The sequence below is a fragment of the Streptomyces sp. NBC_01013 genome (assembly GCF_045162765.1).
In the GTDB taxonomy this organism is placed as follows: Bacteria; Actinomycetota; Actinomycetes; order Streptomycetales; family Streptomycetaceae; genus Streptomyces.
The window spans coordinates 6,296,727-6,317,946 of record NZ_CP108687.1 but is presented as its reverse complement, the minus strand read 5'-3'; the positions used below and the strand labels follow the sequence as shown (position 1 = coordinate 6,317,946).

Annotated in this window: 15 protein-coding genes and 1 tRNA gene; 11 read left to right on the top strand and 5 right to left on the bottom strand. The window is 67.5% G+C overall.

Translation table 11 applies throughout. The annotated features are described in order from the left end of the window. The first annotated feature begins 159 nt into the window (after positions 1 to 159). From OG538_RS27510 to OG538_RS27480, 7 genes are all read left to right on the top strand, one after another. Positions 160 to 2,433: an FdhF/YdeP family oxidoreductase gene (locus OG538_RS27510; RefSeq protein WP_406097997.1), complete on the top strand. Its 2,274-nt coding sequence runs from the start codon at positions 160 to 162 to the stop codon at positions 2,431 to 2,433. Between the two features lie 112 nt (positions 2,434 to 2,545). Beyond that, positions 2,546 to 3,016 (top strand): PaaI family thioesterase, encoded by a 471-nt coding sequence (locus tag OG538_RS27505; RefSeq protein ID WP_406097995.1) that lies wholly within the window; start codon positions 2,546 to 2,548, stop codon positions 3,014 to 3,016. Between the two features lie 647 nt (positions 3,017 to 3,663). After that, a complete protein-coding gene (locus OG538_RS27500) occupies positions 3,664 to 4,875 on the top strand; it encodes a branched-chain amino acid ABC transporter substrate-binding protein (RefSeq protein ID WP_406100332.1) in 1,212 nt (403 codons plus the stop codon). Positions 4,876 to 4,976: 101 nt separating this feature from the next. After that, positions 4,977 to 5,906, top strand: coding sequence for a branched-chain amino acid ABC transporter permease (locus tag OG538_RS27495; RefSeq protein ID WP_406097993.1), 930 nt, complete (start codon positions 4,977 to 4,979; stop codon positions 5,904 to 5,906). Positions 5,907 to 5,911: 5 nt separating this feature from the next. Beyond that, positions 5,912 to 7,699 carry a branched-chain amino acid ABC transporter permease gene (locus OG538_RS27490; protein WP_406097991.1) on the top strand — a complete coding sequence of 596 codons (1,788 nt, stop codon included), beginning with the start codon at positions 5,912 to 5,914 and terminating at the stop codon, positions 7,697 to 7,699. Between the two features lie 5 nt (positions 7,700 to 7,704). Beyond that, entirely contained in the window at positions 7,705 to 8,607 is a 903-nt protein-coding gene (locus OG538_RS27485) for an ABC transporter ATP-binding protein (RefSeq protein WP_406097989.1), read from the top strand. Continuing rightward, positions 8,604 to 9,320, top strand: a complete 717-nt coding sequence (locus tag OG538_RS27480) for an ABC transporter ATP-binding protein (RefSeq protein ID WP_406097987.1) — start codon at positions 8,604 to 8,606, stop codon at positions 9,318 to 9,320. Before OG538_RS27485 ends, OG538_RS27480 begins: the two co-directional genes overlap by 4 nt. A gap of 84 nt (positions 9,321 to 9,404) precedes the next feature. Here the strand turns inward: OG538_RS27480 and OG538_RS27475 are convergent, their stop codons facing one another. Further along, positions 9,405 to 10,055 carry an ANTAR domain-containing response regulator gene (locus OG538_RS27475; RefSeq protein WP_148015825.1) on the bottom strand — a complete coding sequence of 217 codons (651 nt, stop codon included), beginning with the start codon at positions 10,053 to 10,055 and terminating at the stop codon, positions 9,405 to 9,407. A gap of 100 nt (positions 10,056 to 10,155) precedes the next feature. On the opposite strand from OG538_RS27475, the gene OG538_RS27470 reads away from it, so the two are divergent. Beyond that, positions 10,156 to 10,228, top strand: a tRNA-Leu gene (locus OG538_RS27470). 111 nt (positions 10,229 to 10,339) lie between these two features. Continuing rightward, the gene (locus OG538_RS27465) at positions 10,340 to 11,119 is read left to right on the top strand and encodes a helix-turn-helix domain-containing protein (RefSeq protein ID WP_406097985.1); all 780 of its coding nucleotides are present in this window, start codon (positions 10,340 to 10,342) and stop codon (positions 11,117 to 11,119) included. A gap of 8 nt (positions 11,120 to 11,127) precedes the next feature. Here OG538_RS27465 and pyk read toward each other — a convergent pair whose 3' ends face one another. Beyond that, the gene (gene pyk / locus OG538_RS27460; protein WP_406097983.1) at positions 11,128 to 12,561 is read right to left on the bottom strand and encodes a pyruvate kinase; all 1,434 of its coding nucleotides are present in this window, start codon (positions 12,559 to 12,561) and stop codon (positions 11,128 to 11,130) included. 358 nt (positions 12,562 to 12,919) lie between these two features. Between pyk and OG538_RS27455 the strand changes: the two genes are divergently transcribed. Next, positions 12,920 to 14,719, top strand: coding sequence for a bifunctional metallophosphatase/5'-nucleotidase (locus OG538_RS27455; protein ID WP_406100330.1), 1,800 nt, complete (start codon positions 12,920 to 12,922; stop codon positions 14,717 to 14,719). 74 nt (positions 14,720 to 14,793) lie between these two features. On the opposite strand, the gene OG538_RS27450 is transcribed toward OG538_RS27455, so the two are convergent. The 3 genes from OG538_RS27450 to pepN form a co-directional block, all read right to left on the bottom strand. Then, on the bottom strand, positions 14,794 to 16,212 hold the full coding sequence (locus OG538_RS27450) for a lysine N(6)-hydroxylase/L-ornithine N(5)-oxygenase family protein (protein WP_406097981.1): 1,419 nt from the start codon (positions 16,210 to 16,212) through the stop codon (positions 14,794 to 14,796). After that, the gene (locus OG538_RS27445; protein WP_406097979.1) at positions 16,209 to 17,612 is read right to left on the bottom strand and encodes a pyridoxal phosphate-dependent decarboxylase family protein; all 1,404 of its coding nucleotides are present in this window, start codon (positions 17,610 to 17,612) and stop codon (positions 16,209 to 16,211) included. The genes OG538_RS27450 and OG538_RS27445 overlap by 4 nt, the downstream gene beginning before the upstream one ends. Positions 17,613 to 17,852: 240 nt before the next feature. Next, complete coding sequence (gene pepN / locus OG538_RS27440; RefSeq protein WP_406097977.1) at positions 17,853 to 20,387, bottom strand: aminopeptidase N; 2,535 nt, start codon at positions 20,385 to 20,387, stop codon at positions 17,853 to 17,855. A 127-nt stretch (positions 20,388 to 20,514) separates the two neighbouring features. Between pepN and OG538_RS27435 the strand changes: the two genes are divergently transcribed. Beyond that, a complete protein-coding gene (locus OG538_RS27435) occupies positions 20,515 to 21,108 on the top strand; it encodes a MarR family winged helix-turn-helix transcriptional regulator (protein ID WP_406097975.1) in 594 nt (197 codons plus the stop codon). Positions 21,109 to 21,220: the final 112 nt, after the last annotated feature.

Sequence of the window (21,220 nt, the reverse complement as noted above, 5' to 3'; positions counted from 1 at the left end):
TCCTGCCACGTACCACTGACAATCCGGACCGGCGACCGCCCGCCGCCGTCCGGGGGCCGCTCGCCGGGCGGCCCGCCCGCACCGCGTGCCAGGATCGAGGAGAAGGAATCACACGCAGCGGACCGCACGGGGCCCGCAGCAGGCTCGAAGGGGAGCACGATGGCCACCAAGCCGCCCGCAGGAGACCCGGTCCAGGACGCCCCCCGGGTCGAACCGGCCCAGCACGCCGCCGCCGGGCTGCCCGCCGTCGCCCACAGCCTGCGCGTCGCCCAGCAGCAGATGGGACTCCGCCGCACCGCGCAGACCCTCCTCAAGGTCAACCAGAAGGACGGCTTCGACTGCCCCGGCTGCGCCTGGCCCGAGGGCGACAAGCGGCACACCGCCGAATTCTGCGAGAACGGCGCCAAGGCCGTCGCCGAAGAAGCGACCCTGCGCCGCGTCACCCCGGACTTCTTCGCCGCGCACCCGCTCGCCGACCTCGCCACCCGCAGCGGCTACTGGCTCGGCCAGCAGGGACGCATCACGCAACCCATGTATCTGCCCGAGGGCGCCGACCGGTACGAGGCCGTGACCTGGGAGCGCGCCTTCGCCGTCATCGCCGAGGAGCTCGGCGCGCTCGCCTCCCCCGACGAAGCGCTCTTCTACACCTCGGGCCGCACCAGCAACGAGGCCGCGTTCCTCCTCCAGCTGTTCGCCCGCGAATTCGGCACCAACAACCTGCCCGACTGCTCCAACATGTGCCACGAGTCCTCCGGCTCGGCACTCACCGAGACCATCGGCGTCGGCAAGGGCTCCGTCTCCCTGGAGGACCTGCACCACGCCGACCTGATCATCGTCGCCGGACAGAACCCCGGCACCAACCACCCCCGGATGCTCTCCGCCCTGGAGAAGGCCAAGTCCGCCGGGGCGAAGATCATCTCGGTCAACCCGCTGCCCGAGGCCGGACTCGAACGCTTCAAGAACCCGCAGACCCCCCTCGGCATGGTCAAGGGCGCCGCGCTCAACGACCTGTTCCTCCAGATCCGCATCGGCGGCGACCAGGCCCTCTTCCGGCTGCTCAACAAGATGATCCTCGAGACCGAGGGCGCCGTCGACGAGACCTTCGTCGCCGGACACACCCACGGCTACGAGGATTTCGCCGCCGCGGCCGCCGAAGCCGACTGGGAACAGACCCTCGCCGCGACCGGCCTCGACCGCGGCGCCATCGAAGAGGCCCTCACCATGGTTCTCGCGTCGAAGCGCACCATCGTGTGCTGGGCCATGGGCCTCACCCAGCACAAGCACTCGGTGCCGACCATCCGCGAAGTCGTCAACTTCCTCCTGCTGCGCGGCAACATCGGCCGGCCCGGCGCCGGAGTCTGCCCCGTCCGCGGCCACTCCAACGTCCAGGGCGACCGCACCATGGGCATCTTCGAGCGGCCCGCACCCGCATTCCTCGACGCCCTCGACAAGGAATTCTCCATCACCTCACCGCGGCACCACGGCTACGACGTCGTCCGCTCCATCCAGGCCCTGCGCGACGGCGACGCCAAGGTCTTCTTCGCCATGGGCGGCAACTTCGTCTCCGCCTCCCCCGACACCGACGTCACCGAGGCCGCGATGCGCACCGCACGCCTCACCGTCCACGTCTCGACCAAGCTCAACCGCTCCCACGCCGTCACCGGCACCCGCGCCCTCATCCTGCCCACCCTGGGCCGCACCGACAAGGACGTCCAGGCCGGCGGCAAGCAGTTCGTCACCGTCGAGGACTCCATGAGCATGGTCCACGCCTCCCGCGGCAACCTCACCCCCGCGAGCCCCCACCTGCTCTCCGAACCCGCCATCGTCGCCCGCCTCGCCCGCGCCGTACTCGGACCCGCCTCCACCACCCCCTGGGAGGAGTTCGAGAAGGACTACGCGACGATCCGCGACCGCATCTCCCGCGTCGTCCCCGGCTTCGAGAACTTCAACCAACGCGTCGCCCACCCCGGCGGATTCACCCTCCCGCACGGCCCCCGCGACTCCCGCCGCTTCCCCACCGCCACCGGAAAGGCGAACTTCACCGCCGCACCCGTCGAGTACCCCGAACTCCCCGAAGGCCGCCTCCTGTTGCAGACACTGCGCTCCCACGACCAGTACAACACCACCATCTACGGCCTCGACGACCGCTACCGCGGCATCAAGGGCGGCCGCCGCGTCGTCCTCGTCAACCCCGACGACGCCACCGCACTCGGCCTCCCCGACGGCACCTACACCGACCTCGTCAGCGAATGGAAGGACGGAACGGAACGACGCGCCCCCGGCTTCCGCGTCGTCCACTACCCCACCGCCCGCGGCTGCGCCGCCGCGTACTACCCCGAGACCAACGTCCTGGTCCCCCTGGACTCCACCGCCGACACCAGCAACACCCCGGCCAGCAAGTCCGTCGTGGTGCGCTTCGAGAACGCGCGCTGACACCCCGGGGCGGGCGCACTAAGCGCCCGCTCAGTCGTCTGATAAGAACAGTGCACACACGCGACAACGTGCACACAGCAACCAGCCACCGCAGACGATCGGAGCCGGACCCATGGGCGAGCACACCACACCCAAGTTCCCCCAGGAGATCATCGACGAATACGCCACCCTCGGCGTCGACCTCCCCGCCCTCTTCTCCGCAGGCCACCTCGGCGAACGCATGGGCGTCCGGATCACCGAAGCCTCCGCGGACCGCGTCGTCGGCACCATGCCCGTCGAAGGCAACACCCAGCCCTACGGACTCCTCCACGGCGGCGCCTCCGCCGTCCTCGCCGAAACCCTCGGCTCCGTCGGCTCCATGCTGCACGGCGGCACCACCAAGCTCGCCGTCGGCGTCGACCTGAACTGCACCCATCACCGAGGGGCACGAAGCGGCCTCGTCACCGGCGTCGCCACCCCCGTACACCGCGGCCGCACCACCGCCACGTACGAGATCGTCATCACCGACGAACAGGACAAGCGGGTCTGCACCGCCCGCCTCACCTGCCTCCTGCGCGACCTCCCCAAGCCCGAAGCCCCCTGACCCCCCACCACCCCGCACCACCCCTGCCCGGCCGGATCCCGAATCCGGCCGGGCAGTCCCATACCCGGACACAACCACAGCCGCACACACCGAACTTGCACAACACCGACAGCCAACGCCCTTGACCACCCACCCCGTTCCATGGCCCACTCATCTGCCACACCCCGCCTGCGCCCCCACCACACCGCGTCGACCACACCACCCCGGACGTAACACTGCGTAACAAACACGCAATGTGCGCCCGCCCGACGCCACACAAAGAACCCGGCCCCGCAGGCACCGGGCACTCAGGCGCGCCCTCCCCCGCCCTCACACACCCCCTTCACGCGACAGCACCAAGATCCATCCAAGCCCCTTAACAGAGCTGCGCGTTCTCAGCATGCGGTCACTTCGCCGTCCGGTAAAAAGCCGTACATGTCCACACAGCCACCTCAAGCCTTGCTCAAGGGCATAACAAGACAGTCACATCCTGCTCCACCCCCATCCCCGACCCCCGCCCCTGCCCTTAGAGTCACCGCCAGTCACCGCGCCGCCGGGCGCGTCTGCAGCACGGCCCCTGTACCAACCAGTACGGCCCGGCGAACGACACGGCACCTCAAGCAGAGGAGGCCGCGCCAGGGAAAGGACCTTTCGTGCGACACCGTTCTTTGCTCATCCTCACCACAGTGCTCACCACAGGAGCACTGACACTCACCGCCTGCGGGTCGCGCGACGACGACAAGAAGAGCAGCGACAGCAGCGGCACCCAGACCGTCGTCATCGGCGTCGACGCGCCCCTGACCGGCGACCTCTCCGCCCTCGGCCTCGGCATCAAGAACAGCGCCGACCTCGCCGCCAAAACGGCCAACAAGAACAAGACGGTCCCGGGCATCACCTTCGAGGTCCAGCCCCTCGACGACCAGGCCCAGCCCTCCGTCGGCCAGCAGAACGCCACCAAGTTCATCGACAACAAAAAGGTCGTCGGCGTCGTCGGCCCGCTGAACTCCGGCGTCTCCCAGTCGATGCAGAAGCCGCTCAACGACGCCGGCCTCACCCAGATCTCCCCCGCCAACACGGGCACCGAGCTCACCCAGGGCGACAACTGGAAGACCGGCGACAAGAAGCGCCCCTTCAAGACCTACTTCCGCACCGCCACCACGGACCAGATCCAGGGCGCCTTCGCCGCGAAGTACCTGTACAACAACGCGAAGATCAAGCAGGTCTACCTCATCGACGACCAGAAGCCCTACGGCGCCGGTCTCGCAGCCTCCTTCAAGGCGACGTTCACCGGCCTCGGCGGCAAGATCGCCGGCTCCGACCACGTCAACCCCGACGACCGCGACTTCAACGCCGTCGTCACCAAGGTCAAGAAGTCCGGCGCCAAGGCCGTCTACTACGGCGGTGAGTACCCCGCCGGCGCACCCCTGAGCCAGCAGCTCAAGGACAGCGTCCAGATCCCCCTCATGGGCGGCGACGGCATGTACAGCGCCGACTTCATCAAGCTCAACAAGAAGGCCCAGGGCGACATCGCCACCTCCGTCGGCAAGCCCGTCGAGGAACTCGAATCCGCCAAGAAGTTCATCGCGGACTACAAGACCGCCGGATACAAGGACGCCTACGAGGCCTACGGCGGCGGCACCTACGACGCCACCTGGGCGATCATCGAGGCCGTCAAGGCCGTCGTCGCAGCCAACGACGGCAAGCTCCCCGACGACGCCCGCGCCAAGGTCCTCGAAGCCGTCAGCAAGGTCAGCTTCGAAGGCGTCACCGGCCCCGTCGCCTTCGACGAGTTCGGCGACACCACCAACACCATGATGACCGCCTACCAGGTCGACGGCGGCAAGTGGGCGTCCAAGCTCAGCGAGGCCTACAAGCCGTAACAAGCTCCCCGGTCACGTAACGACTGACACCAGACCGCGCGGGAGCGCTACGAGCGCTCCCGCGCGGTGCCATATCCGAACCACTCCACGGAGGCCCTGCGGTGCACGAACTGCCGCAACAGCTGGCCAACGGACTCATCCTCGGCGCGATGTACGGACTCATCGCGATCGGTTACACGATGGTCTACGGAATCATCCAGCTCATCAACTTCGCCCACGGCGAGATCTTCATGATCGGAGGCTTCGGAGCTCTCACCGTGTACCTCTGGATGCCGGCCGGCTCCAACCTCCTCGCAATCGTCCCCCTCATGATCATCGGCGGCGTCATATGCTCCGTCGCCATCAGCGTCGCAGCCGAACGCTTCGCCTACCGGCCGCTGCGCACCGCCCCCCGGCTCGCCCCGCTGATCACCGCGATCGGACTCTCCCTCGCACTCCAGCAGGCCATCTGGAAGTGGTACCCCAACGCCACGAAGGACCGCCCCTTCCCCCAGTTCAAGGGCGAAGCGTTCGACATCCTCGGCGCCCACATCCAGCGCGGTGACCTCTTCGTCCTCATCGCCGCCCCCATCTGCATGATCGCCCTCGGGCTCTTCGTCTCCAAGACCCGCTCCGGCCGCGGCATGCAAGCCACCAGCCAGGACCCCGACACCGCCAAGCTCATGGGCATCAACACCGACCGCATCATCGTCATGGCCTTCGCCATCGGTGCCGCGTTCGCAGCCGTCGCCGCCGTCGCCTACGGGCTCAAGAACGGCCAGATCGGCTTCAAAATGGGCTTCATCATGGGCCTCAAGGCCTTCACCGCAGCCGTACTCGGCGGCATCGGCAACATCTACGGCGCCATGCTCGGCGGCGTCGTACTCGGCGTCGCCGAATCCCTCGCCACCGGCTACATGAGCGACGTCCCCGGCATGGACCTCTTCGGCGGCGGCGCCTGGAAGGACGTATGGGCCTTCGTCCTCCTCATCGTCGTCCTGCTGCTCCGGCCACAAGGCCTGCTCGGCGAACGCGTCGCGGACAGGGCGTGATACGGATGACCACCCAGAACGCACTCATCCCCCTGCCCGCACCGCTCGCCCGCATCGCCACCGCCACAGGCGCGGCCATCGCCCTCGCCGGCACCTTCCTCCCCTGGACCTGGACCTCCGAATTCCCCGGCGACCTCACCGTCACCGGCTACCCCGGCGGCCTCCAGATCCTCACCCTCACCGCCGCGATCCTCACCCTCCTCTTCACCCTCTGCGGATACGGCATCCGAGGCCTGCGCTGGCTCACCCCCGGCGGCACCAACAGCCCCGTCCGCCTCCTCGCCCTCGCCACCCTCGGCACCACCGGCTACACCATCGGCGCCATCGCCTACGAACTCGGCGGCGTGGTCAACCTCGAACCCGGAGCCTGGGTCAGCGGCATCGGCGCACTCATCGCCCTCCTCGCCGCACTCGGACTCCCCAGCGACCAGCCACTCCCCGCCGACGAACCCCGGCCCGGCGCCTGGAAACTCTTCCGCAACAGCCTCGCCGCATCCTCCGTCGGCCGCGCCAAAGCCCTCCCCTCCTGGGCCGAAATCCTGATCATCACCGGCGCCTTCGGCATCGCGCTGTACATCTTCACCTTCGGCGTCGACATCCCCACCGAAGAATCCGAACAGTTCATCGGCTTCCTCATCACCGCAGGCTTCGCGTTCACCGCACTCACCCGGGCCGGACTCATCGCCCGCCTCACCGCGCTGACCACGAAACACCGCAACGTCACCCTCACCGCAGCCCTGGCCGCAGCCTTCTGCTTCCCCTTCACCCAGGACACCGCGGAATACGCCCTCATCGGTGCGAACATCCTCATCTTCGCCACCGTCGCACTCGGCCTCAACGTCGTCGTCGGCCTCGCAGGCCTCCTCGACCTCGGCTACGTCGCCTTCCTCGGCGTCGGCGCCTACACCGCCGCCCTCGTCTCCGGCGCACCACTCTCCGCCATCGGCGTCCAGTTCCCCTTCTGGGCCGCCGTCCTCACCGGAGCCCTCGTCTCACTGATCTTCGGCGTCCTCATCGGCGCCCCGACCCTGCGGCTGCGCGGCGACTACCTCGCCATCGTCACCCTCGGCTTCGGAGAGATCTTCCGCGTCACCGTCAACAACCTCAACGGCAACAGCGGACCCGACCTCACCAACGGCTCCCAAGGCATCCCCAGCATCCCCGACCTCGACCTCTTCGGATTCGACTTCGGACTCAGCCACGGCATCGGCCCCTTCACCCTCAGCAGGCCGGCCAACTACTACCTGCTGATGCTCGTCGTCACCGCCGTCGTCGTCCTCGTCTTCCGCCGCTCCGGAGACTCCCGCATCGGCCGCGCCTGGGTCGCCATCCGCGAAGACGAAACCGCAGCCACCGCCATGGGCATCAACGCCTTCCGGCTCAAGCTCCTCGCCTTCGCCCTCGGCGCCACACTCGCCGGACTCGCCGGAACCGTCCAGGCCCACGTCAACTACACCGTGACACCCGAGCAGTACCAGTTCGCCGGCTCCGTACCCCCGAACTCCGCCTTCCTCCTCGCCGCCGTCATCCTCGGCGGCATGGGAACCCTCAGCGGACCCTTCGTCGGCGCCGCACTGCTCTACCTCATCCCGGCCAAACTGCAGTTCATGCAGGACTACCAGCTCTTCCTCTTCGGCATCGCACTCATCCTCCTGATGCGCTTCCGCCCCGAAGGCCTGGTCGCCGACCGCCGGAAACAACTCGAATTCCACGAAAACGACGAAACCATCGTCGTACCCGAACCACGGCAACCCGAAGAAGCCGACGCCGGCATCACCAAGGCGGGGGCGTGAACACCATGACCACCACCACAAAAACCGCAACCACCGTCCTCGACGCCAGCGGCGTCACCATGCGCTTCGGCGGCCTCACCGCCGTACGCAACGTCGACCTCACCGTCAACGCGGGCGAAATCGTCGGACTCATCGGCCCCAACGGCGCCGGCAAAACCACCTTCTTCAACTGCCTCACCGGCCTCTACGTCCCCACCGAGGGCAAGGTCAGCTACAAAGGCACCATCCTGCCCCCCAAGCCCCACCTCGTCACCAAGGCAGGCATCGCCCGCACCTTCCAGAACATCAGACTCTTCGCCAACATGACCGTCCTGGAAAACGTCCTCGTCGGACGCCACACCAGGACCAAAGAAGGCCTCTGGTCCGCACTCCTGCGCCTCCCCGGCTTCACCAAAGCCGAACAGGCCAGCCACGAGCGCGCCATGGAACTCCTGGAGTTCATCGGCCTCCAGGACAAGGCCGACCACCTCGCGCGCAACCTCCCCTACGGAGACCAGCGCAAGCTGGAAATCGCCCGCGCACTCGCCAGCGACCCCGGACTCCTCCTCCTGGACGAGCCCACCGCCGGCATGAACCCCCAGGAAACCCGCGTCACCGAAGAACTCATCTTCGCCATCCGGGACCAAGGCATCGCCGTCCTCGTCATCGAGCACGACATGCGCTTCATCTTCAACCTCAGCGACCGCGTCGCCTGCCTCGTCCAGGGCGAAAAACTCGTCGAAGGCACCGCCGAAGTCGTCCAGAGCGACGAACGCGTCATCGCCGCCTACCTCGGCACCCCCTTCGAAGGCGCCCCCGGCGCCGAAGAAGTCGCCGAAGTCGAAGCGGCGGAGGCAGTGGCGGAGGCAGAAGCCTCAGCACCCACCAGCACCAAGAACACCACCACCGAGGAGGAGGACACCCGATGACCGCACTGCTCGAGGTCGAGGACCTCCGCGTCGCCTACGGCAAGATCGAAGCCGTCAAAGGCATCTCCTTCACCGTCGACGCCGGCCAGGTGGTCACCCTCATCGGCACCAACGGCGCCGGCAAAACCACCACCTTGCGCACCCTCTCCGGACTGCTCAAGCCCATCGGCGGACGCGTCCTCTTCGAGGGCAAACCACTCGCCAACATCCCCGCACACAAGATCGTCTCCCTGGGCCTCGCCCACTCCCCCGAAGGCCGCCACATCTTCCCCCGGCTGACGATCACCGAGAACCTCCTCCTCGGCGCCTACCTCCGCAACGACAAGGCAGGCATCGAGAAGGACATCCAGCGCGCCTACGACCTCTTCCCCATCCTCGGGGAACGCCGGAAACAGGCCGCCGGAACCCTCTCGGGCGGCGAACAGCAGATGCTCGCCATGGGACGCGCCCTCATGTCCCAGCCCAAACTGCTCATGCTCGACGAGCCCTCCATGGGCCTCTCCCCGATCATGATGCAGAAGATCATGGAGACCATCGTCGAACTCAAGGCCTCGGGCACCACGATCCTGCTCGTCGAGCAGAACGCCCAGGCCGCCCTCTCCCTCGCGGACCAGGGCCACGTCATGGAGATCGGCAAGATCGTCCTCTCCGGCACCGGAGCAGACCTCCTCCACGACGAGTCCGTCCGCAAGGCGTACCTCGGCGAGGACTGACGTTCACACGAAGAAGGCCCGCGCCCCGGACGATCTGCTCCGGGACGCGGGCCTTCTTCGTGTACGCGTACGCGTCGGGTACGCCTACTCGGCCGCCCGCTTCTTCTCCTCGGCGTCCTCGATCAACGCCTCCGCCAGCTGCTGCATCGACAGCCGCCGGTCCATCGACGTCTTCTGGATCCACCGGAACGCGGCCGGCTCCGAGAGCCCGTAGTCCGTCTGCAGGATGCTCTTCGCCCGGTCCACGAGCTTCCGCGTCTCCAGCCGCTGCGACAGGTCCGCGACCTCGCCCTCCAGCGCCTTCAGCTCCGCGAACCGCGACACCGCCATCTCGATGGCCGGCACCACGTCGCTCTTGCTGAACGGCTTCACCAGGTACGCCATCGCCCCCGCGTCCCGGGCCCGCTCCACGAGGTCGCGCTGCGAGAACGCGGTGAGCATCAGGACGGGCGCGATGGACTCCTCGGCGATCTTCTCGGCGGCGGAGATGCCGTCGAGGACCGGCATCTTCACATCGAGGATGACCAGGTCCGGCTTGTGCTCCCGGGCGAGCTCGACAGCCTGCTGCCCGTCCCCGGCCTCACCGACGACCGAGTACCCCTCTTCTTCGAGCATCTCTTTGAGGTCGAGACGGATGAGTGCCTCGTCCTCGGCGATGACGACGCGGGTCGTCAGCGGCGGGACGTGCGACTTGTCGTCGTCGGCGACGGGCTGGGGCGACTCGGGGGTGGTCACGGGGCTCCTTGATCAAGACAGGGGTGCTGCTCCCAAGAGCCTACCTAGTTACGGTATGTTTGAGGCACGGAGGGTCTCACACATCCTTCGTTTCGAAGGGGCCCCGGTAGCCCAGCGGTAGAGGCCATGGATTCAAAACCCATCCAGCGTCGGTTCGAATCCGACTCGGGGCACTTCTCCTTCGATTCCAAGGCCGATGCACATTTTGGCGATCTTCACCCTTGCTGGTGAACGCACCCCGCTGATGGGCACACGCCAGCGAGAGTCGCACAAGACTCCAGTGCATGGAACAGCACAATCCGTCGATACGTGACGAAGCGCTTGCCCTCCTGAGGAGCGGAAGAACAAACCGAGCGGTTGCAGAGCTCCTCAATGTGCCCCGCGGAACCATCGGGTGGTGGCTGCACGAGGACCGCAAGCGGCGCGGAATTCCATACGTGCAACCAACTGACTGCCCGATCTGCACTGGCCGTGACTTCGATCGCAGCGCCTACGCCTACTTGCTGGGCCTCTATCTGGGCGACGGCCACATCACCTCCAAGCGGAAGCAACATCACCTGTCGATCTTCTGTGGTGAGGTATACCCAGGCCTGATCGATGAAGCCGAGTGGGCGATCCTCCAAGTAATGCCAATGCCACGCACGGGCCGACGCGAGAGAAACGGCTGCGTCGAGGTCAAGTCCTTCAGCAAGCACTGGACGTGCCTCTTCCCCCAGCACGGTCCCGGCAAGAAGCACGACCGCTCCATCGCCCTCGAGCCATGGCAGCAGGAAATCATCGACGTCCACCCCTGGGACTTTGTCCGCGGCCTCATCCACTCCGACGGTTGCCGGAACATCAACTGGACCACCAGGATGGTGGGCGGTGTGCGGAAACGGTACGAGTATCCGCGGTACTGGTTCACCAATGTCTCGGACGACATCCGGCGGCTCTACACCGACACTCTCGACAAGCTCGGCATCGAGTGGACGCACTGCACCCGCGCGGGCAAGGAGTACAACGTCTCCGTAGCCCGACGCGCGTCCGTAGCGCTCATGGATGCACACGTCGGGCCGAAATACTGAGCGAGCCCCTACTTCGGGCTGTCGTCCTCGCCGATGTGGTGCACGCGCACCAGGTTCGTCGAGCCCGCGACGCCCGGAGGCGAGCCGGCCGTGATGACCACGACGTCGCCCTTCCGGCAGCGGCCGATCCTCAGGAGCTCCTCGTCGACCTGTGCCATCATCGCGTCGGTCGAGTCCACGTGCGGCCCCAGGAACGTCTCCACGCCCCACGTGAGGTTCAGTTGGGAGCGGGTGGCCGGGTCCGGCGTGAAGGCCAGGAGCGGGATGGGTGAGCGGTAGCGGGAGAGGCGCTTGACCGTGTCGCCGCTCTGGGTGAAGGCGACCAGGAACTTCGCGCCGAGGAAGTCGCCCATCTCCGCCGCCGCCCGGGCGACCGCACCGCCCTGGGTGCGGGGCTTGTTGCGGTCGGTGAGTGGGGGCAGGCCCTTGGCGAGGACGTCCTCCTCGGCGGCCTCCACGATGCGGGACATCGTGCGGACCGTCTCGATGGGGTACTTGCCGACGCTGGTCTCGCCGGAGAGCATCACGGCGTCCGTGCCGTCGATGACGGCGTTGGCGACGTCGGAGGCTTCGGCGCGGGTGGGGCGGGAGTTGTCGATCATCGAGTCGAGCATCTGGGTGGCGACGATGACCGGCTTGGCGTTGCGCCTGGCGAGTTTGATGGCGCGCTTCTGGACGATCGGGACCTGTTCCAGGGGCATTTCGACGCCGAGGTCGCCGCGGGCGACCATGATGCCGTCGAAGGCGGCGACGATGTCGTCGATGTTGTCGACGGCCTGGGGTTTTTCGACCTTGGCGATGACGGGGAGGCGGCGGCCTTCCTCGTCCATGATGCGGTGGACGTCTTCGATGTCGCGTCCGCTGCGGACGAAGGAGAGGGCGATGACGTCGGCGCCGGTGCGCAGGGCCCAGCGGAGGTCTTCGATGTCTTTTTCGGAGAGGGCGGGTACGGAGACGGCGACGCCGGGGAGGTTGAGGCCTTTGTGGTCGGAGACCATGCCGCCTTCGATGACGGTGGTGTGGACGCGGGGGCCGTCGACTTGGGTGACTTCGAGGGTGACGCGGCCGTCGTCGATGAGGATGCGTTCGCCGGCGGTGACGTCGGCGTTGAGGCCGGTGTAGGTGGTGCCGCAGGTGTGGCGGTCGCCTTCCATGGGTTCGACGGTGATGGTGAAGTCGTCGCCGCGTTCAAGGAGTACGGGGCCTTCGCGAAAGCGTCCGAGGCGGATCTTCGGGCCTTGAAGGTCGGCGAGGATGCCGACGCTGCGGCCGGATTCGTCGGATGCCTTGCGTACGTGGTGGTAGCGGTCTTCGTGTTCGGCGTAGGTGCCGTGGCTGAGGTTGAGGCGGGCGATGTCCATTCCCGCGTCGACCAGGGCTTTGATCTGGTCGTATGTGTCGGTGGCGGGTCCCAGGGTGCAAACGATTTTGGCTCGGCGCATAGGGCGAGCCTAAACCTTACCTACGGGTAGTTAATTGGCTGCGTATGACTGGTCAACGTCCTTTGGGTGAAGGGTTTTTGACAAGTGTTGAATTGTGCGGCGGGGTGCTCGGATGAGCATTCGGTGGGGGGTTCGGGTGGTGTGGGATCGGGCGGTGTGGGCTCCGAGTTCGCTGTGGCAACGGGGTGTGGTGGTGGATGGGGTGGTGGATGGTCATCGAACAGCAACCTGCCGGGGGTGTTGCCGGGGGTGGTGTGTGGGTGATTATCTACGCGCGTTGTCCACGCGTGCGTGGGGTCTACGCGCGTTGTGTACGGACAGAACTGTGCACGGAGAGAACAGAGATGTGGGAGACGAGATGCCGCTGAACCGAAGGACGTTCCTGGGCACATCGGCCGCGGCCGGTGCCGGTGTGGCGATCGCGGGTGGTACCGCGGTGCCGGCCGAGGCGCATGGCCGGGGGCACGGGCGTCCGCCGAAGCGGTACTCGTTCACCGTGATGGGGACGACGGACCTGCACGGGAACGTCTTCAACTGGGACTACTTCACGGACAAGGAGTTCGACGACAAGGCGCACAACGACGTCGGTCTGGCGAAGATCTCGACGCTGGTGGATCAGGTGCGCCGGGAGAAGGGCCGCCACAACACCCTGATGATCGATGCGGGTGACACGATTCAGGGTACGCAGTTGTCGTACTACTACGCGAAGATCGATCCGATCACGGCGAAGCGCGGGCCGGTGCATCCGATGGCGCAGGCGATGAACGCGATCGGGTATGACGCGGCGGCGCTGGGCAACCACGAGTTCAATTACGGTATTCCGGTGCTGCGGAAGTTCGAGGAGCAGTGTGATTTCCCGCTGCTGGGTGCGAACGCGCTGGATGCGAAGACGTTGCGGCCGGCGTTTGCCCCGTATGTGATCAAGAAGTTGCGTACGCCGCACGGCCGGGACGTGAAGGTGGCGATCCTGGGGTTGACGAATCCGGGGATCGCGATCTGGGACAAGGCGAATGTCGGCGGGAAGATGGTGTTCCCGGGTCTTGAGGAGCAGGCGGCGAAGTATGTGCCGCGGCTTCGTTCGATGGGTGCGGATGTGGTGATCGTGTCGGCGCATTCAGGGAGCAGTGGGACGTCTTCGTACGGTGATCAGATTCCGTATGTGGAGAATGCTGCGGGTCTGGTGGCGGAGCAGGTTCCGGGGATCGATGCGATTCTGGTGGGTCATGCGCATGCGGAGGTCCCCGAGTACTTCGTGGAGAACAAGGAGACGGGCAAGAAGGTCGTGTTGTCGGAGCCGTTGAAGTGGGGGCAGCGGTTGACGTTGTTCGACTTCGACCTGGTGTGGGAGAAGGGTCGCTGGGTGGTCGAGAGGGCCGGTTCGCAGGTGTTGAACTCGAACACGGTGGCTGAGGATCCGAAGATCACGAAGATGCTGGCGGATGAGCACACGAAGGTGGTTGCGTACGTCAATCAGGTGATCGGTACGTCGACTGCGGCGATGACGACGGCCGAGGCGGCGTGGAAGGACGAGCCGATCATTGATCTGATCAATGTCGTCCAGGCGGAGACGGTGAAGGCGGCGCTGGCGGGCGGCGAGTATGCGGCGCTGCCGGTGTTGTCTCAGGCGTCGTGTTTCTCGCGTACGGCGCAGATTCCTGCGGGCAATGTGACGATCAAGGATGCGGCGGGTCTTTATCCGTTCGAGAACACGCTTGAGGCGCGGTTGCTGACGGGGGCGCAGATCAAGGATTATCTGGAGTTCTCGGCGCGGTATTACGTGCAGACGGCGGCGGGTGCGCCGGTGGATACGGCGAAGCTGACGAATGCGGACAGTATTCCTGATTACAACTACGATGCGGTGTCCGGCCTGACGTATGACATCGACATTGCTAAGCCGAATGGTTCGCGGATCGTGGGTCTGTCGTTCGAGGGGAAGGCGATCGATCCGGCGGCGCAGTTTGTTCTGGCGGTGAACAACTACCGGGCGAGTGGTGGGGGTAACTTCCCGCATGTGCCGGCTGCTAAGCAGTTGTGGGCGAATTCGGAGGAGATCCGGAACACGATTATTTCGTGGGTGCAGGCGAAGGGTTCGGTGGATGGTGCGGAGTTCGCTTCGGTGGACTGGCGTCTGACGCGGGATGGTTCTCCGGTGTTCTGAGGGCTGTGGTCGGGGCGGCCGCTCTTTTCCCTTTGCGGGGAGTGGGCGGCCGCCTTTGTTGTGTCGGTGCGTGGTCAGTTCCCTTGGGCGAGGGGGACGAGGGTGGGGGGTTGTGCGGGGATCTCGGTGGTGTGGGGGGTGAGGCCGAAGGTGGTGAAGGCGGTGCGTTGTGGGAGGGGGTAGGGGGTGGTGCCGGTGAGGTTGTTGAGGATGGTGGCGCTGCGCCAGGCGGCGAGGCCGAGGTCGGGGGCGCCGACTCCGTGGGTGTGGCGTTCGGCGTTCTGTACGTAGATGTTGCCGGTGATGGTGGGGTCGAGGTCGAGGCGGTAGTGGGCGTCGATGCGGGGGCGTCCGGCTGTGTCGCGGCGTAGGTGGGTGGTGAGGTTGCCGAGGATGTGGTCGAGGGGGCGTTCGCGGTAGCCGGTGGCGAGGACGACGGCGTCGGTGGTGAGGCGGGTGCGGGTGCCTTGTTGGGTGTGTTCGAGGTGGAGTTCGATGCGGGTGGTGGCGACGCGGCCTGCGGTGCGTACGAAGACGCCGGGGGTGAGGGTGGCGTCGGGCCAGCCGCCGTGGAGGGTGCGGCGGTAGAGCTCGTCGTGGATGGCGGTGATGGTGTCGTGGTCGATGCCTTTGTGGAGTTGCCATTGGTGGGGGACGAGTTGGTCGCGTACGGGTTCGGGGAGGGCGTGGAAGTAGCGGGTGTAGTCGGGGGTGAAGTGTTCGAGGCCGAGTTTGGAGTACTCCATGGGTGCGAAGGCGGGGGTGCGGGCGAGCCAGTGGAGTTTTTCGTGGCCGGTGGGGCGGGCGCGGAGGAGGTCGAGGAAGATTTCGGCGCCTGATTGTCCTGAGCCGATGACGGTGATGTGTTCGGCTTCGAGGAGTTGTTGGCGGTGGTGGAGGTAGTCGGCGGAGTGGATGACGGGGGCGGTTCCGGCGTGGGTGAGGGGTTTGAGGGGTTCGGGGATGTGGGGTTCGGTGCCGATGCCGAGGGCGATGTGGCGGGTGTGGGTGCGGCCGAGGGCTTCGGCTTCGCCGTGGGGGTCGAGTTGGGTGAAGTCGACTTCGAAGAGTTCGTGTTGGGGGTTCCAGCGGATGGCGTCGATGTGGTGGCTGAAGTGGAGTGCGGGGAGTTGTTGGCTGACCCAGCGGCAGTAGGCGTCGTATTCGGCGCGTTGGATGTGGAAGCGCTCGGCGAAGTAGAAGGGGAAGAGCCGGTCGCGGGTGCGTAGGTAGTTGAGGAGGGTCCAGGGGCTGGTGGGGTCGGCGAGGGTGACGAGGTCGGCGAGGAAGGGGACTTGGAGGCTGGCGCCGTCGATGAGGAGGCCGGGGTGCCAGTGGAAGGCGGGGCGTTGGTCGTAGAAGGTGGTGGTGAGGGGGGTGGGGAGGCCGTGGGCGAGGGCGGCGAGGGAGAGGTTGAAGGGGCCGATGCCGATGCCGACGAGGTCGTGGGGCTGGTTGGTCTGGGGGGTGGGCCGGTCGGTCCGGGCTGTCATCGGTTTGTGTTGCTTTCTGTGAGCTCGGTGGTGAGGTGGGTGACGAGGTCGATGAGTTTTTGGAGGTCGTGGGGGGTGGTGTGGGGGTTGAGCAGGGTGGCTTTGAGCCAGAGGTGGCCGTGGGTGCGGGTGCGGCCGAGTACGGCGTGGCCTCGGGTGAGGAGGGCGCGGCGGATGGTGGCGACGGTGTGGTCGTCGGCGTTGGTGGGGCGGAAGAGGACGGTGGTGATGGTGGGGCGGTCGTAGAGGTCGAGGGTGGGGGTTTTGGTGATGAGGTCGGCGAGGTGGTGGGCGGCGGTGCAGGTGCGGTCGATGAGGTCGGCGAGGCCGGTGCGGCCGAGTGCTTGGAGGGTGACGGCGATTTTGAGTGCGTCGGGGCGGCGGGTGGTGCGCAGGGAGCGGCCGAGGAGGTCGGGGATTCCGGCTTGGGTGTCGTCGTCGGCGTTGAGGTAGGGGGCGTGGTGGTGGAGTGGGTGGAGGTGGTGGTGGTCGGGGACGGCGAGGATGCCGGCTGATGCGGGTTGCCAGCCGAGTTTGTGCAGGTCGAGGGTGACGCTGTGGGCACGGTCGAGGCCGTTGACTTTGTGGCGGTGGGTGGGGCTGAGGAGGAGGGGGCCGCCGTAGGCGGCGTCGATGTGGAGTTCGGCGTTGTGGGTGTGGCAGAGGTCGGCGATGGCGGTGAGGGGGTCGATCTGGCCGGTGTCGGTCGTGCCTGCGGTGGCGGTGACGAGGAGGGGGTGGGGTCCGTGGTGGTGGGTGAGGGTGTCGTTGAGTGCGGTGAGGTCGATGGTGCCGTCGGGGGCGGGGACGGTGAGGGGTGTGGGGAGGCCGAGGAGCCAGGCGGCGCGGGTGATGCTGTGGTGGGCGTTGGTGCCGCAGATGGTCTGGATGGTGCCGTGGCGTTCGCGGGCGAGGAGGAGGGCGAGTTGGTTTGCTTCCGTGCCGCCGGTGGTGATGAGGGCGTCGGGGTGGGGGTGTCGGGGGTAGATCTCGGCGGCGAGTGCTGCGGTGGTGTCGGCTTCGAGGGTGGAGGCGGCGGGGGCTTGGTCCCAGGAGTCCATGGAGGGGTTGAGGGCGGAGGCGGCGAGGTCGGCGGCGGTGGCGAGGGCGAGGGGTGGGGTGTGGAGGTGGGCTGCGCAGAGGGGGTCTGCGGGGTCGGCGGCTCCTTCGGTGAGGGCGCCGATGAGGGTGGCGAGGGCGTGGTGGGGGCCGGTTCCGTGTTCGGGGATGAGGGGGTCGAGGGCGTTGCGGGTGTGGGTGGTGACGGTGTGGGGTCCGCCGGCGGGGAGGGGGCCGTCGCGGCGGCGGGCGCCTTCTTGGAGGGCGGTGAGGACGGTGTCGATGAGGGGGCGTAGGGCGGTGGGGCCGTTGGTGGATCCGGCGAGGGGTGGGGTGGGCATGGGTGGTGGCCCTTCGGGTGCGCACGTTTGGACATGCCAGCTTGTCCGGGTTTCGGTGGGCGTTGCCGGGGAGCCTGGTGATGTGAACTCGAAAGGGGGAGGGGTGGGGGCTTGGGGGCGTTGGGGTGGGCTTCGGGTGGTAGTGGTGCGTGGGGTTGTGGGTCCGGATGTGGGTGTGCCCGGCCTGTCCTCGGGGTGAGGGCGGGCCGGGCACGGGTGGTGCGGGGTGCGGGGTGGGGGTCAGTGGGCGTTGCGGACGGCGAGGGCGCGGCGCAGGTCGTCGATCTGGTCGGTGAGTTTGCGGCGCAGGGCGGGGATGAGGGCCTGGTCGGTGAGGGCTTGTTCGCCGAGGTGGACGCTGTCGGCGTCGATGGCGCAGACGGGGAAGGCGTGGCGTCCGGCCGCTTCGGCGATGGCGGGGCCGCGGCGGACGGCGAGTGCGGTGGCGTCGGGGTAGTAGCGGGGCACGTATGCGCTGACGAGGTCGGTCTGTTCGGGTTGCCAGAAGCCTTGGGCGGTGGCGATGAACAGGTAGTTGGAGAGGGTGTCGTCGGTGAACATGGCGTGCCAGGCGGCGGCCTTGGCTTCGGGGGTGGGCAGGGCGGCCCGGCAGCGGGCGGCGCCTTCCTGGCCGGTGGCGCTGGGGTCGGCTTCGAGTTCGGCTGCGATGGCTGTTTCGTCGGTGGCGCCGAGGACGGCGAGGCGGGTGAGGATGCGCCAGCGCAGTTCGGGGTCGAGTTCGGGGCCGCCGGGGACGGTGCCGTCGGTGAGCCAGCCGTGGATGGTGTCGGGCTGGGTGGCGGCGTCGATGAAGTGGCGTACGGCGGTGAGGCGGAGGCCGGGGTTGGTGCTGTCCTCGGTGCGGCGGATGAGGTCGCGGGTGAGGGCGGTGAGGGTGGCGAGGGCGGCGGGCCGGTCCTGGGGGGTGATGTAGCGGGCGGCGATCTGGGTGTCGGCGAAGGTGAGGACGCCTCGGAGGAGGGCCAGGTCGGTTTCGTGCGGGAGGTGGTTGCGGGCGGCTTCGAGGTAGGTGGTGGGGGCGAGTTCGCCGTCGCGGACCATGTCGCGGGCGGCGTTCCAGATGACGGCGCGGGTGAGGGCGTCGGGGATGCCGGAGAGGCTGTCCTGGGCGGTGTGCCAGGAGTCGGGGTCGAGGCGGACCTTGGCGTAGGTGAGGTCGTTGTCGTTGAGGACGACGAGGGCGGGGCGGCGGCCGGGGCGGGTGGTGGTGCCGTCGCCTTCGCGGGGGCCGTCCTGGGTGGTGCGTTCCTGGGGGATGCCGATCTCGAAGCGCTCGCGCAGGACGAGCCGGTCGGGGCCGCCCTGGGTGTCGATGGCGTGGTCGTAGGCGCCGACGGTGATGCGGTGGGGGCGGGTGCCGTGGTGGTCGACGGTGAGGGACCAGGTGGTGTCGGCTTCGGTGAGGTGGGGGGTGAGGGTGTCGACCCCGGTGGTGCGCAGCCACTGGTCGGCCCAGGCGTGGACGTCGCGGTCGGTGGCGGAGGCGAGGTTGTCGATGAAGTCGGCGAGGGTGGCGTTGCCGAATTTGTGGCGGGCGAAGTGGGTGTTGATGCCGGCCAGGAAGTCCTTCTCGCCGAGCCAGGCGACGAGTTGGCGGAGCGCGGATGCGCCCTTGGCGTAGGAGATGCCGTCGAAGTTGAGCATCGCGGAGGCGGTGTCGGGGACGGCTGCGGGGTCGGGGGCGACGGGGTGGGTGGACGGGCGCTGGTCGGCGTCGTACCCCCAGCCCTTGCGGGAGACGCCGAAGTCGACCCAGGTGTCGGTGAAGCGGGTGGCTTCGGCGAGGGTCTGGTAGCCCATGTATTCGGCGAAGGACTCGTTGAGCCAGATGTCGTCCCACCAGGCGAGGGTGACGAGGTCGCCGAACCACATGTGGGCCATTTCGTGGGCGATGACCATGCCGCGGGTCTGGCGTTCGGTGTCGGTGACGGCGGAGCGGTAGATGAATTCGTCGCGGAAGGTGACGAGGCCGGGGTTCTCCATGGCGCCCGCGTTGAATTCGGGGACGAAGGCCTGGTCGTAGGAGTCGAAGGGGTAGGGCTCGTCGAACTTTTCCTGGAACCGGTCGAAGCAGGCGCGGGTGATGCCGAGGATTTCGTCGGCGTCGGCGTCGAGGTGGGGGGCCAGCGAGCGTCGGCAGTGGATGCCGAAGGGCAGTCCGGCGTGTTCGGTGGTCATGGAGTGCCAGGGGCCTGCGGCGACGGCGACGAGGTAGGTGGAGACGGGGGGTGTGGGGGCGATGGTCCAGTGGCCGTCGCCGGTGTGCTGGGCGATGCCGTTGCCGAGGACGGTCCAGTCTTCGGGGGCGGTGACGGTGAGGGCGAAGACGGATTTGAGGTCGGGCTGGTCGAACGCGGCGAAGACGCGCTGGACGTCTTCCATGAAGAGCTGGGTGTAGACGTAGGTCTCGTTGTCGGTGGGGTCGGTGAAGCGGTGCATGCCTTCGCCGGTGCGGGAGTAGCGCATGGCGGCGTCGACGCGTAGTTCGTGGGGGCCTGCGGTGAGGGAGGTGAGGGGGAAGCGGTTCTCGGTGAGGTCCGAGGGGTTCAGGGGGTGTCCGTCGAGGCTGATGGAGCGCAAGGTGGCGGGCTTGAGCTCGACGAAGGTGTCACCGGCGGCGAGGGCGGTGAACTGGATGACGGTACGGGAGTCGAAGGTCTCCTCCCCCGCGGTCAGATCGAGGTCGATCGTGTACTGCTGTACGTCGAGGAACTGGGCTCGGGCCTGCGCTTCATCGCGCGTCAGTACGGACATGGATGCCATGCTGCCGTACGCGGTGGGCGGTGTGCAGGTGGGTTCTCGCAGGGCTGACGAGGTCCGTCGGGGTCCTTTGAGGGCTAAGATTCTTGATGACGTGTACCTGTACGGAGGAGTGCCCGGGATGGCGAAGAACCAGGCTTCCGCGAGTTCCGGCGTGGGGGCAGGCTCCGGGGGGTCCGGGGATTCGGGCGCTGCTGCCGGTTCCGTGAGGCGTCCGGACGCGGTGGCGTCGATCGTGGCGGACTGGCGGCGGGAGCGGCCCGAGCTGGATACGGCTCCGTTGGAGGTGTTCGGCCGGCTGCACCGGGCGTTCCTGCGGTACAGCGCGGCGATCTCGCGGCCGGTGGAGCGCAAGGGGCTCTCGATGGCGGGCTTCGATGTGCTGACGGCGCTGCGGCGGGCGGGGGCGCCGTTTCGGCGTACGGCGGGTGAGCTGGCTGATTCGGGGCTGATCAGTTCGGCGGGTGTGACGTTGCGGATAGACCGTCTGGAGAAGGACGGGCTGATTCGGCGGGAGCGGGATCCGCAGGACCGTCGGGTGGTGCATTCGCGGTTGACGGACGAGGGTCTGTCGGTGATCGACGAGTTGTTCTCGGAGCATCTGGACAATGAGCGGCGGATGCTGGCCGGGTTGTCGGCTGAGGAGTGTGCGCAGTTGGCGGGGCTGCTGGAGAAGCTGGAGCGCTCGGTGTTGGCGGCGGAGGCGGGCGCGTAGCGGTTCGCTGGTGCGGGGGCGGCTGCGCGGGCGCGGGGTCGCTCCGGCGTGGGTGTCCTCGATTGCCCGGCGGGCGTGGCGTGGGGCGCCGTCGCCCAGGGGTGGGGATGTC